The following is a 13,711-nucleotide window of genomic DNA, read 5'->3' as shown; positions in this document are numbered from 1 at the left end:
CTGATTTTTAACGTGGTGTGATTCCCATCGTGCTACGAATGGTTCCACCAGTCAGTGCAATACTTGCCATGTTTTGCATATTGCCATTGGTCGCCATGGCAAAATTGGTTTTAAATGGTGTTGCAATATTATTTTCATAATTGAGTTTGACCTGATTATCCAAAGTCACTGTATCTGCACTGACACGAACTTTTGCTTTGACACCCAAATGACCTTCCATCCGGTTAAAGTTAATTGACGAAGTTTTTAATACCCCGGCTGAATCAATATCTTCATTGGCAATACTAAAATAGCTGCCCAGATTATCTTTATTTGCAGTTTCTTCTGCGGTAAGGGGTCTAAACTTAAAATTTGCATCAAATGACAGGAAGTTGGTATCTGGTGAATCGCTGGTCGGATCCACTCCTGGAATGATGAGGAGCTCGCCGTTTCCATCAAGTTTAAAAGCAATATTAGTCAGGACATCATCACGTTTAGAAAAATTATCATGAGGCACATAGCTTCCGCATTTAGTGACCGATGCATTGGTACAATTATATTTAGATCCTGGTAATTGACCAATCGCAAGCTCAGCTTTAGCTCCAATCAGCAGTTTATCGGCACGAATATAAATACCTTCATCTTTATAACTAATAATTCCTTCTGACTTGATCAAAGCATCGATATTCCTAAAACCAGCATAATAGTTAACAGCCTCACCATGATCGCCATTCTTGCCATCAATCAATATAATCGAGGTTGTGCTTGGTAAACCGGTTTTCTTGTCAATTCCATAGCCTTCTGTAGATGCCATAATGTTATACGCAATTGCTTGCTTATTGTTTGTTCCATAAGTCGTTCCAGACAAGGCAACATTGGCATTTAAATTATAAATAGGAATACCGATTCCCCATGAACCACCATCGCCACCAATTTCCGCCAAAGAGTTATCTGATATGAAACGTGCTTTAGCAGCAATGGACTGAAAATCCATTCCACGTACGGCGATATAGGCAAAATCCTCTCCATTCGTGGTGGTACTGAGTGTCTGTTTAAGTACAGTGCTACTACTACCTAAAGTCTTTTGCATATTTTCATTGATTATGAAATCGAGACTTTTTGCAGTAATGGTATTTATATATATATTTCCAAAGTCGATATAAGCATTTTTACCATGTAAGGATCCGTCAGCATTACGTGTAGTCAAGGGTCTGAGCTTGGAAAATTGCACAGCATGACTTCCCTTACCGGTATGACCAATCTCAAGTGTTGTCGGTGCCATAGTTGCTGGAAGCCCAGTACTATTATCACCTGTAAAATCTGCAGACAAGCCTAGATTTAACCCACCTTCTCCGACCAGGCCACTGTAACCTGTTGCAGCTTTGTCCTGACGCTCTAGTACACCATTCACCTTGTTACTAACATCAAAAGTACCGATCTGGGTTTGATCGGCACTCATTGATAATCTTGCGTTAGTGACTGCACCCGAAGCCCCTAAACGCATAATATTTTTACGTTCATTATTTGGCGTATTATAACGTAAGTCAATATTAACCCCTGGATTGGTCGGATTAACCCGGCCAGCCGCGATATTGGTCATATCTTCAGCACGCTTTAGATCCACATAATGATCTTGGCTGCCATTTCGTGTGGTCAGTACCACTCCTTCATCCGGGTCAATGTACATATATCCTTGACCCGCGAAGTTAAAGTTAAAGTCATTCAAAATCAGACTATTTTCACCTAATTTATGACTAATCGTGGCATTTTTAAGTTGAAAATCGATACTGGCAATTGAATCTTTATTAAATAGACCTGCACTGGTTTGTAATAGCACACTAAGCGGTGTAGAGGTACTAATCCCTAATGTCCCCAAACTTTGATTAGATTGAGTACCCGCAGTCCGAATACTATTCGCAGATTGACTACATGGATTGGTCGTACAGGCGATCTTTACCAATTTTAAATCTGCAGTGGCTTGAAACGGTGAAACACTTGCAGCTAGCCGAAGTCCTGCCCCTTGTGAAGTGGCACCTACATCTATTTCAAGTTGACTAATGATTGGTTTATTATCTTTGCCAATAATCTCAACATTATGTAGACCTAAACCCATTTTAGTGTTGGCAGTTGGATTTGGATCATACCAATTGGCTTGAGCAATACTGGCTTTAGAAATTTCATGAGTAATCACCATACCATCTTGTCCAGTGACTTCACTCAATTCTTGCTCTTCAATAGTTTCAAGTGCATAACTTTGTTGTATAAGACACATGCATACTGTTAGCAATTTCAACTTTATTGTTGTTTTTTTCATTTATATATCCTTATGCTGTACTTGACGTTGTTACTAACAACGACTTTGTGCTCCACCTGTACAGTTATAACCAAATATTTTCAAATTGCCTGACGTATGCAGATTTCCATGAACGTTCAACCCCATAAATCCTTTTTCAGCACCTTTATCAAATGAAGGAACATCTTGGGGCGCGGTTGTATAAATTCCATCGGCATTATAGGTACGCCCTGTATACGTACTATAAACACCTGTATTGGCATAACCTTCCAAGGCGCCAGCACCTGTACCCGTTTCAATGGAAACTGTATTAAAGCCTAAATTACGGATCTTTAAAGGCTGGTGATCATAAAAGGTAATTTGCATCGCCGTTTGTGGTTCATTACGATGATTAATGATGGTTGTTCCATCGATCGAAAACTTATCAATCTGAATCGTGCCTTGAATGCCTTTAAAGACTAACCACTTTTTATTTCCATTGGCATCGACATGGTTATTCGGCGCTATTGCCAGACGGCAAAATTGTTTTGTTACTCCACAAGCGGTGGGATCTAGAACATAAAATACTTCTAGCGGGTTGCCACTTCCATCAAGCCGAGAAATTTTATCTTTACTTAAATCTGTCGCATAAACATGGTTTAAAGATAAAGTCCAGTTAAGATCAGCTCCACCCTGCCCCACTGTATTGGTTAGTGCTTGCTGATCAAGGGCTTCCAATCCGGCAAGACTGGCCATAGAAGTACATAATAATGCACAGAGTGTTACTAATTTGGACATTCTTATACTCCCTTAAAGACCAGTTGTTCTAATTTTCAGATGCTGAATCAGGACCCCATCAATGACAGCAGATCCAAAATTCTTACTTACACCATCAGTATTTTTAAATATGATACCTGTTGAATTCACACCATCCTTGGCACGCAGCATATTCGTCCCTGAGATACGCTCTGTAGTTCCTATTGAGATGCTGCTGTGAGTCGCATTACGCCCTTGATAAAGTGCGGTGGTATCTGACGCATTATTTTTAATCGGTGTACCACAACTATAGACATTACAGGTCGAACCCTTTAAATCTGTCATGCCTAGTTCGCCCCCATAATTCTGATAAATTTGATTATAAATAGCAGGGATATTGGGAATACGTGTCACTTCTAAAATAATATTATTGTTTTCTGAACCGACAACGAAAGGCTGGTACATATTACCAAGCACTAAGTTAATATTTGGGCTATATAAATATAAACCCTCAGAATCATGAAATATAGGAGCATCACTTCCATTCAAGGCCGGGGTCGGGACATTACCATCAAGTGCATCTGTTTTTGCTGCGGTACTTAGACGTATACCCTTACTGTTAAGATTGTTATCGCTACTGCTTAGAGTTTCTGGTCGATCATTGGTATTCAGACGAACAATACTCGCCATACCTAATGTTTGGCTGTAATTCTTATTGTCAGATTCTAAGGTTTGGAATAACCGAACTTGCGAGCCATTAAAACTCAGACCATTGGCAATAAATTGAGTTCTTAATCGATAATTTGTGTCAAGGCCTGAAGTTGGTCCACCTGTTATAGAATTTACAGCATTCGAGGAGTTAAGCTCACGTGCAAAGATATCACTCCAGAAGCCTAGCTTGATATTATTATCACTTTCGACCCCTGCAATTGGACTTAATGGGGCTTCCAAAGCGATATAGCCTACATCTTTAGCAGCGCCCTTAAACTGTGTGACGTTTTCAGTTCCTGCCCGGAATAACCAAGGATTATCTGCTGACCCCCAGCTAAAACCCTGATTACTGTATCGTGTGCTTAAAGAACCATCGCTTTTCGATAATGCCAGACCATAAATAAATACATCGGCTTTAGTTCTTAAAGTGCTCACAGAGCTTTTAGCAGCTTCAGTTTTAGCAGCCTGATCTGCTCTAGCAATGATTTCAGCCATAGCAGCACTATCTGCATCTTTCATCATTCCGGCTAGAGCAGCTTCCAATTTTTTGTTGTATTCTGCTTTAACTAGTTCAATAATTCTTGCATCTACAATTGCTCCAATAATATTCTGCCTATCAACCGCCGTACTCCATTCAGTATTTGGAATCTGCTGATTAGCATTTTGCCCATATAGAAATTGAATCATTTCAAGGGTATTTAAATTTGCATATTCATCAGACTTATTTGGTCGCAGTGGCGTTAATTCATATTCTGTTGTGCCATCATGCTTGATATCATAATCAATACCTGGTGAGGTATTACCTGCACCATTATAATAATCATCACGACGTTGGTCATAATAGGCTTTCATAAAGTCTGTATTATAATAATAATCAACTAATTCTTGCTTAAATGCGTCCCGGTTAGCTTGTGTGTCATAAGTATTCTTAATCGTATTATAGTTATCATTATAAAAATCAGTTTTTAAGGTATCAAAGGCTTGTTGATACTCAGTTGCATAATTCTGCGTTCTTTCAACATGAAAAGCATTATCATATGTAGATTTATAAACTTTGTCGTATACACGCTGCCCAAGTTGGTTGTAATTCTCACCCGTCGGGATAATACGAATAAAGCCTGTATCTGCTTGTCCGGGGTTTTCAATGCCTCTGGCATAACTAGAACTAGCAGAAAGATCTTTAGGACCTTGAAACACCATTTTAAAATCATCAAGAACGAGCGCAACACCCTCACCTGTGGTGTCAGAAAGAGAAGAATCTGATAATTCCTGCATCGCATGTGCAGAAGGCAACAGGCTGAAACCGATTGTCATCGCCAAATAACTTTTGCGAAATTTAAATATATCTTTTATCTGAGCCATCTCACTCTTTCCTTTTTATTCGATGCTCCGCACCTTATGCTTCAGCTTCCCAGCCGCCAATCTTTGATTTTTTATAATGCATTGCATCTTTTTTATGATTATGCGGAATCCATTATGCTGATTTTTAATACAGATGCCAAAGCCAATTAGGCGAAAAATAGCAGTTTCCGATGAATGAAAATCTCAAAAAAATAAACGGGACATAAAGTCCCGTCATTCAATATCTTAAAGCAATTAGGTCTTCGGCAAAGTAACGCCTGTCTGACCTTGATATTTACCACCACGATCTTTATATGAGGTTTCACAGACTTCATCAGATTCAAAAAATAGCATTTGCGCCACACCTTCACCGGCATAAATACGCGCAGGAAGATTGGTCGTATTTGAAAACTCTAAAGTGACGTGTCCTTCCCACTCTGGCTCAAGCGGCGTCACGTTGACAATGATGCCACAACGCGCATAAGTTGACTTACCCAAGCACACGGTCAGGACATTACGTGGAATGCGGAAATATTCGATGGTACGCGCCAAAGCAAACGAGTTCGGCGGAATAATGCAAACATCCGACTCGATATCAATAAAGCTGCGTTCATCAAAGTTTTTCGGATCGACAATTGCAGAATGCACATTGGTGAATACTTTAAATTCACGCGCACAACGCACGTCATAACCGTAGCTGGATACGCCATACGAAATCAGCTTTTGACCATTTTCATCCAAACGTACCTGGTTTTCTGCATACGGTTCAATCATGCCGTGTTTTTCGCTCATTTCGCGAATCCAACGATCAGACTTAATTGCCATTGATATAATCCAAAAATCTTAAGAACAAGTTATTGCGACGTACTTTAACTGAAATTGACACTAATGAAAATAAGTGAAAGGCTTAGAGCTAAAGTTGCCAAAAAATTGCTGATTGAGATCAGCTTATAAACTTAAAAGTGCAGAATAGCTTAAAGGAATGGAAAAGCTCATTAATACCAGCGAAGCCGTTTTCTGCAGGTTTTTCTGATTGAGCCAGCGACTGTTTTTTCTGGCCAGGATTGAACCCAGAAAAGTCCAGAAGAATGCAATCGGGATCAACAGAAGCAAGAAAACCAGCATATGAGTCACATAATGTTGGCCGCTTTTCCAGACAATGACAGGAAAGATCGCTGAGGCAAATAAAAGTGCTTTAGGATTAAGCAAGGTTGCCAAAAATAATTCTCGTGCGCGAATCGAGACATTTTCAAGATTTTCGCTTATTTCTGCAGTCCGCCATAATTTCACAGCGAGAAATAGAATATAGCCAGCACTAAAAAGTTTGAGAATGGTCGGTAAAAGCGGAAGATGAACGGAAATTTTTCCGATCAGAATGCCCCATAAGCTAATGGCAATCAGATAACCAAAGGCTTCCGCAGGAATTAAACGAAATGTTTTTTTAAATCCGACCTGAATGCCTGAAGATGCCAATAAGGTATTGGTTGGGCCTGGTGTTAAAAGAATGGTTGCCACTAAACCAATAAAAAACCATGAAATCATAGTTTGACCTCGCTCTAATCCGAGTAGCATAGAAGAATTCGGTCAGTGCTGCAAAAAAATAATTGTAAGAGAACATATGATCTAAAATTTAAATTTATTTATTTTAATTAATTCAAATTTTTATATAAGCTTTCAGGATAAACACCCGATAGTCATTTCAGTCAATTTCGATCATTTAAATCGGGCTAATTTTAAAAATAAGAAATAAGAAGCCCTAGCTTTTAGCTAAGGCTTAAATATCTGAATTGTCTGTAGAATTAAAAAATTCGACTATGGTCTTTCTCTGCTTTAGGTAACTGCGCTGCAATTTTCTCTGCAATCAGCATATAGCTTTCTGCAGCAGCATCTCCCGCGATCACTGACGGCGTTCCAGCATCGGCATTTTCACGAATTTTAGCATCCAAAGGTAAACGACCCAATAATGGGACTTGATATTGCTCAGACAGTTTATCGCCACCGCCTGTACCAAAAATCTGTTCCTCAAAACCACAATTTGAGCAGATATGGGTCGACATGTTTTCAATCACGCCCATGATCGGAATCTGCACGCGGTTAAACAATTCAATGCCTTTGGTCGCATCCAGCAAGGCCACGTTTTGTGGCGTTGTCACAATTACTGCGCCCGTTACCGGAATACGCTGCGCGAGAGTTAACTGGATATCACCTGTGCCAGGTGGCATATCAATCATCAGCACATCAAGGTCTGGCCATAGGGTCTGATTGAATAACTGCATTAATGCACCCGTGGCTTTTGGACCACGCCAGGCGACTGGAGTATTGTGATCTCCAGTTAAATGGCCAATTGATAATACCGCCATCCCATAGGCTTCGATAGGGACAAACTGCTCTGCTTCGATCATTGGCGTTTTGCCGGCATTGCCGAGCATAGTCGGAATACTTGGGCCGTAAATATCGGCATCTAGTACGCCTACGCGCAGGCCTAATTTCTGTAGAGCCAAAGCCAGATTTACAGTCGTGGTCGATTTACCTACGCCACCTTTACCAGATGACACCAGAATCACATTTTGAATCCTTGGGTGTTTTGGAACATCACGCTGTTGCGGCGCAGCTTTTTGAATAGGTGGATTATTTGGATCAGCTTCTTCTGTTTTTGCAGGCTGTGCCGACGCATCAACCACAGGCGGAAGATTGGGTTTTGCATCCGCTTTAGGCTCGCTTGAACAGTTTTCTCCTTCAGCATGATTATGCCCGCAACCACCTTCTTTCTTATGTCCAGTTTTCTGCTGAATCACATGCATATTCAGCTCTTGAATACCACATTTTTGCAAAGCTTCCGCCAGTTCATCATGAATCTGTTGCAGCTGCGCTTTTTCTTCGGGATAGCTATTCAAAGTGATTTGCAGAATTTCACCCTGTACATTGACCTGAGTAATGCGATCTTTCAAGGCATTGCTGGAATTTGGCAAGATATAGTTTTGCAGTACGTTCTGCACAGCTTCTTCGTTCACCTCCTTGGAAGGCGAAAAAACCGATTTAAGCGAAGAAAGCCAGGACATAGGTTACTCCAAAAATGTAGATCGACATCTGAATCGCTTAGTTTAACGGGGTTTTAGGCGAAGGTTAAGCATTGTATTGGAGAAGATGAAAGAGATATCTTCAATTTCCAACCATTTTACTTGGTTTTCTGAAATGTTTTATGAAATCGTGGTGAATAGAAATAATGAAAAATGAATGATTGAGAGCAAAGAAAGGCGGATTATTTTGATGTAATAATTTTTTTACTGATCTTATGCGATCAAGCCACTTTAACCCTCTGTAATTAAAGTGGCTCTATGATCACAGACTATTTATGATTTTTATTGTTTTCAGATTTGTCCTTTTGATCCTTGGTATTTTTATCCTGATCTTGTTTCGATTCGTCCTTTTTTGACTGAGAGTCGCTTTCTGAATCTGCATCTTTGGCATCTTGCTGCTGATCAGAATCACTTTCCTTCGATTGATTATCTTTCATTTTATTCATCGTATCAGTTGCCATCTGTTTCAGCTCAGCGAACTTAACCGAGGCTTCGCTGAATAAGTCTGTGATTTTCTGTCTGGTATCTTCAAACTTATGCATGGCTTCATCTTTTAAATTTGCCATACCTGCCTGCTGATCGTTCTGACCATCTTTAGCATGCTGTTTATCTGACTTGTTAGATGATTTATCTTGAGAGGCATGATCCGCTTTAGCCTTTTTCGCATCATCTGAACTTTGCTCAGTATTTTGCTGGTGGTCAGATTTTCCTTGTTTCAGCTCATTCAGAAGCTTTTCACCTTTTTGCAATAGGTCTTCACCTATCGCTATCGCTTTGGCTTTTAAGTCATCCATCTTAAAGCTTTCAGTTTTTTTATCAGACTGGTTCTCTTGAGAACTGTCTTTTTGTGCTGATTGCTCAGCATTTGTATCTTTACCGTTGTGCTGGGTATCAGATTTCTGATCAGCATGGGTCTGGGCACTTTGCCCGTTCTTATGTTCCTGATTGTGCTGTTTATCTATCTCATTTTGCTTTTGCTCTTTTGCAAGCTGATCATTCAATTCGCGTGCATGTTGTTCTTTATCTTGATTTTGCTTCGACGTATTATTTTGGTTCTGCTGAGTCATGAGGTACCCTCCTTAGGCATATCATATAAACAATCAGCCATTTTTTAGCACAAAGCATCACGCGAATCGGGCGAAGTAAGCAAACTGCAACAAAGCCTGTACATGTTGTTGCTATTGTTTGCAGAATGTAGCATGAGCTGAGTTAAATCCGTATTGCAAGGTTATATGCTAAGGACGATGCAGGTTTTTGTATTCGGTTTTCCAAGTCCGTCTATTCATTGGGTTTCAGCAAAGCATTTCTTTGTAATCCCCTCGGCATCATGTAAAATTATGGCCCATTGCATAATGAATACGAATGAGAGAGTGAATCCGTGCGTAAAATTTTAGTCACCAATGCCCTTCCTTACGCCAATGGCCCGATTCATATGGGTCACTTACTTGGCTATATCCAAGCAGATATTTGGGTACGTGCCATGCGTGCGATGGGTCATGATGTGACTTATGTCTGTGCGGATGATGCTCACGGAACCGCGATCATGCTACGTGCCGAAGCGAATGGCATTTCACCTGAAGCGCAAATTGCCAATGTGCAAAAAGAACACATTCGTGACTTTGACGGTTTCGGTGTGCATTTCGATCATTATGATTCTACACATAGCGATACCAACCGTGCCCGTGCGTCAGAAATCTATGTGAAAAACCGTGATGCGGGCAATATTGCAGTTCGTCCGGTGACCCAGCTTTTTGATCCTGAAAAAGGCATGTTCCTGTCAGACCGTTTCATTAAAGGCACCTGTCCTAAATGTAAGGCAGAAGATCAGTACGGCGACTCATGTGAAGTCTGCGGTGCAACTTATAATGCGACAGAATTGTTGAATCCACATTCCACTTTAAGTGGCGCAACACCAGTCGAAAAATCATCTGATCATTACTTCTTTAAATTACCAAATTTTGGTGAATACCTGCAAAAATGGACTCGTGATGAAGGTCGATTGCCAGTATCGATTGCCAACAAGTTGGACGAATGGTTTGAAAATGGCTTGAACGATTGGGACATCTCCCGTGATGCGCCATACTTCGGTTTTGAAATTCCGGATGCACCAAACAAATACTTCTATGTGTGGGTCGATGCGCCAATCGGTTATATGTCGAGCTTTGAAAATTACATCAAAACCAAACGTCCTGAATTGAATTTTGACGATTTCTGGAAAAAAGATTCTGAAAATGAGGTCTATCACTTCATTGGTAAAGACATTGTATATTTCCATGCCCTGTTCTGGCCGGCGATGCTTGAAGGTGCAAACTATCGTACACCATCAGGTTTATTTGTGAATGGTTTCTTGACTGTCAACGGTCAGAAGATGTCAAAATCTCGCGGCACCTTTATTAAAGCGGAAACCTATTTAGAGCATTTAAATCCTGAATATTTACGCTACTACTTCGCGTCGAAACTTTCTGACAAAGTTGAAGATTCAGACTTAAATCTGGATGACTTCGTACAAAAAGTAAATTCAGATCTAGTCGGTAAAGTGGTGAATATTGCCAGCCGTTGTGCGAAATTTATTAACACCAAATTTGATAACAAGTTAAGTGCGACATGTGCTGAACCTGAATTAGTACAAAGCTTTATTGATGCCGGTAGCTCAATTGCTCAGGCTTATGAAGCACGTGAATTCTCGGCGGCAATTCGTGAAATCATGGCACTAGCAGATAAAGCCAACCAGTATATTGATGAGAAAAAGCCTTGGGCACTTGCGAAACAGGAAGGTCAGGAACAACAAGTGCATGATGTATGCTCTGTGGGGATCAACCTGTTCCGTCAATTGGCAGTGTATTTAGCGCCTGTATTGCCGACACTAGCTCAACAGGTTCAAGATTTCTTGCAACTTGAAAGCTTCGATTTTGCTTCTCGCAAAACCATTCTAGTGGGTCATGAAATTGCATTGTTCCAACCCTTAATGCAACGTGTAGATCCAAAAGCGGTTGCTGCCATGGTGGATGCATCTAAAGATTCTTTAGCTGCTCCTGCTGCTGAACCAGCAAAAGCTGAGAAGAAAAAAGAGAAGAAGATTGAAAAGAAAGCTGAACCTAAAGTCGGTGAAGCTGAAATCATTAATATTGATGATTTTATGAAAGTTGACCTGCGTGTGGCTGAAGTTTTGGAAGCGGCTACGGTTGAAGGTTCTGACAAACTGCTTCAACTCACTTTAAACGTTGGTGAAGCTGAGCCACGTAATGTGTTCAGTGGTATTCGTGAGTTCTACCAACCTGAAGACTTAAAAGGTAAACTGGTGGTGATGGTGGCAAACCTTGCGCCACGTAAAATGCGTTTTGGGATCTCTAACGGTATGGTGCTAGCTGCGGGTAATGGCGACGGTGTTTGGGTGATTTCACCTGAATCTGGTGCTAAACCGGGTGATAAAGTGTCTTAAGATTTTCAATCTTAGATGATAAGAAAAGCCTCTACTGATGTAGGGGCTTTTTTTATGCCTTTAGATTCCCTCTCCTTTTTTAAAGGAGAGGGTTAGGGAGAGATCAGAAACTATTGCCTTACTTTTGAAAGATCAAAAGTAACAAAAATCTCTTGTTCACTTGATGATACGTCCATGTACCACAAGTGAACGGCGACATCCATGTCGCCTCCAACTAAATTAATACCATCACTAAGTCAACTTTTTTATTACATCGAACAGACCAGATTTTTAAATAAAGTATTGGCTTAACACTATTTTTAGTTTGAAATCATTTTAATTTGAGCCAAAAAACTTGAGTTGCAATATTTAAATACTCATATGCAACATTAGTTTTTTGTGCAAAGGCTTCATCACGAGTGATTAGATATTCACAAAAACAACCATAAGATGCATGTGACATGTCACTGAATGATGCAATAAAACGCTTTTCTTTATGTAATCCTTCATCTTGATAATAACCGATCAGATTTAATATAGTATAAATTTGATTTACTTTTTGAAAAATATAGTATTCCTGCCCTGAACCAATTAAATTTTTCAATTGAAAGAAGTCATCTAACTCATTATTTTCCAATTCAGGATTGTTTTCTTGAAGTAATTTCCATATTTGATTTAAAGCATTTGGTAATTTAATTTTTTGTAAGTTATCATGATTGATATTCAATGATTCTCGTAAAAATTTATGAGGTGATTTTTCTTTATTAGACTCTTCTAAATGCCTTACCGATCTCTGAATATATAATTTATATTCATCTCGCTGATTCATTAGGTTAGGAATTTTAACTTTAAATTTTTCTATTTCTGATAAAAGATAGTCATCTTTGTATGTACTGTTTTTAAGATCACTTAAAGATTTTTCTAAAAATAGTAATAAATTATCAAAAGCTTCAATTTGTTCGTATTCAAAAGTTTTAAAATCCTTTACACCACCATATAAAGCAAATAAATTCTTAGTTGATGGATTAATCATTTTGTTTAAAAAATTATTTTCAATGTAATTATTAAAATGAACTAGTGGATCATCCCAGGATCTAAAAATAGTATTTGTTAAAGTCCCATGCTCATCAGTAGTTAAGGCGATATAGTGTGCATTTAACTCCCTTAAGATATCTAAAAACTCAACACAATATTTACTACTTTTCCCCTTTATTACTGATCTGTAAATTTCTTCTAAAGTAATGGGTGAATAAACAGCTTGTACTTCTTCTTTTAAATATCTAAAAAAATCTGAATCTCTACTAAGTATTGGCTTTTCTTTATATTCACTAAATAAGTCTAGAATATTTTGATCTAAATAAGCTAAAGGTTTTCCTGAGTACTCTGGTTCGCTCATACAATGCTCTCATTAAGTAATTATCTATTTTCTTCGAAATAATCCATCAAAAAAGCCTCTATCTCTAGAGGCTTTTTATTACTGGGTCACTTAGCCTTGCAACACAAATTCCCAAATCACATAGCCCAGTCCAAAGCCCAGTAGTGAATATAAGGTAATAATGAAAAATACAAAGCTGGCATTGTTTTTTCTTTTCCAAAAACTCATCGCGACACCCAAAGCTTGTTCGTAATACCCCATGTTAACGAGCTTTTCATAAAAAGTGAAATGTATCTAAGCATTTTATTTATAATAATATTTTCATCAAAAATAAATTCTTTACTTTCAAAAAATCAATATACAGATTCAGACTTAATTTTTAGTACAGATGGGCTTTGTTGCATAAACATTCAAAAGCTGAGTTTTCCCCAATCCATTCAAATTTAAGTGACAACTTGGGTGTGAGGTCTACCTAATTCCGTAAATCTATTCAGAACTGCCACACGCGCATGAACTTCATTGACCTGACTTTGAAAATGTCTTGCCGTCAGCTTATCTCCTAATAATTTGATGCAATGCATCTTGGTTTCCACCAAACTGCGACGGTGATAGCCCGACCATTTTTTCCATAGGGTTCTGCCTAAATGCTTAACCTTTTGAAGTAACTCATTTCGTTCTATTGAACTGATTTTAGAATCTTTCCAGGGCTTGGCATTCTTCCTGGGTGGAATTACTGCATGTGCTTGACGATCTGAAATCACTTGTCTGCAGCACTTCGTGTC

General features: G+C 39.1%; 11 protein-coding genes. 1 reads left to right on the top strand and 10 read right to left on the bottom strand.

All coding sequences use genetic code 11. From position 1 onward, the window contains the following. Positions 1-7: 7 nt before the first annotated feature. The 7 genes from FTV42_RS00055 to FTV42_RS00025 all read right to left on the bottom strand — a co-directional run bounded on the left by FTV42_RS00055 (position 8) and on the right by FTV42_RS00025 (position 9,203). Positions 8-2,293, bottom strand: coding sequence for a hypothetical protein (locus FTV42_RS00055; protein WP_180037060.1), 2,286 nt, complete (start codon positions 2,291-2,293; stop codon positions 8-10). A gap of 33 nt (positions 2,294-2,326) precedes the next feature. Next, positions 2,327-3,049, bottom strand: a complete 723-nt coding sequence (locus FTV42_RS00050) for a hypothetical protein (protein WP_180037059.1) — start codon at positions 3,047-3,049, stop codon at positions 2,327-2,329. Between the two features lie 12 nt (positions 3,050-3,061). After that, a complete protein-coding gene (locus tag FTV42_RS00045) occupies positions 3,062-5,080 on the bottom strand; it encodes a hypothetical protein (RefSeq protein WP_114541005.1) in 2,019 nt (672 codons plus the stop codon). A 234-nt stretch (positions 5,081-5,314) separates the two neighbouring features. Next, positions 5,315-5,884 (bottom strand): dCTP deaminase, encoded by a 570-nt coding sequence (dcd, locus tag FTV42_RS00040; protein ID WP_004280726.1) that lies wholly within the window; start codon positions 5,882-5,884, stop codon positions 5,315-5,317. A 123-nt stretch (positions 5,885-6,007) separates the two neighbouring features. Further along, on the bottom strand, positions 6,008-6,601 hold the full coding sequence (locus FTV42_RS00035) for a LysE family translocator (RefSeq protein ID WP_004732019.1): 594 nt from the start codon (positions 6,599-6,601) through the stop codon (positions 6,008-6,010). Between the two features lie 257 nt (positions 6,602-6,858). Beyond that, complete coding sequence (gene apbC / locus FTV42_RS00030; RefSeq protein WP_180037058.1) at positions 6,859-8,118, bottom strand: iron-sulfur cluster carrier protein ApbC; 1,260 nt, start codon at positions 8,116-8,118, stop codon at positions 6,859-6,861. 287 nt (positions 8,119-8,405) lie between these two features. Then, positions 8,406-9,203: a hypothetical protein gene (locus FTV42_RS00025; RefSeq protein ID WP_005247862.1), complete on the bottom strand. Its 798-nt coding sequence runs from the start codon at positions 9,201-9,203 to the stop codon at positions 8,406-8,408. Between the two features lie 311 nt (positions 9,204-9,514). Between FTV42_RS00025 and metG the strand changes: the two genes are divergently transcribed. After that, positions 9,515-11,575, top strand: coding sequence for a methionine--tRNA ligase (gene metG / locus FTV42_RS00020; protein ID WP_180037057.1), 2,061 nt, complete (start codon positions 9,515-9,517; stop codon positions 11,573-11,575). A gap of 310 nt (positions 11,576-11,885) precedes the next feature. Here metG and FTV42_RS00015 read toward each other — a convergent pair whose 3' ends face one another. The 3 genes from FTV42_RS00015 to FTV42_RS00005 form a co-directional block, all read right to left on the bottom strand. Next, positions 11,886-12,950, bottom strand: coding sequence for a hypothetical protein (locus tag FTV42_RS00015; RefSeq protein WP_180037056.1), 1,065 nt, complete (start codon positions 12,948-12,950; stop codon positions 11,886-11,888). A gap of 90 nt (positions 12,951-13,040) precedes the next feature. Continuing rightward, positions 13,041-13,157 (bottom strand): hypothetical protein, encoded by a 117-nt coding sequence (locus FTV42_RS00010; RefSeq protein WP_086044934.1) that lies wholly within the window; start codon positions 13,155-13,157, stop codon positions 13,041-13,043. Positions 13,158-13,372: 215 nt separating this feature from the next. Further along, positions 13,373-13,711: transposase (locus tag FTV42_RS00005; protein ID WP_180037055.1), on the bottom strand; the 339-nt coding region annotated here is incomplete at its 5' end.

The sequence above is a fragment of the Acinetobacter sp. YH16052 genome (assembly GCF_013417155.1).
In the GTDB taxonomy this organism is placed as follows: Bacteria; Pseudomonadota; Gammaproteobacteria; order Pseudomonadales; family Moraxellaceae; genus Acinetobacter.
This window is presented reverse-complemented; position numbering and strand designations above follow the sequence as displayed.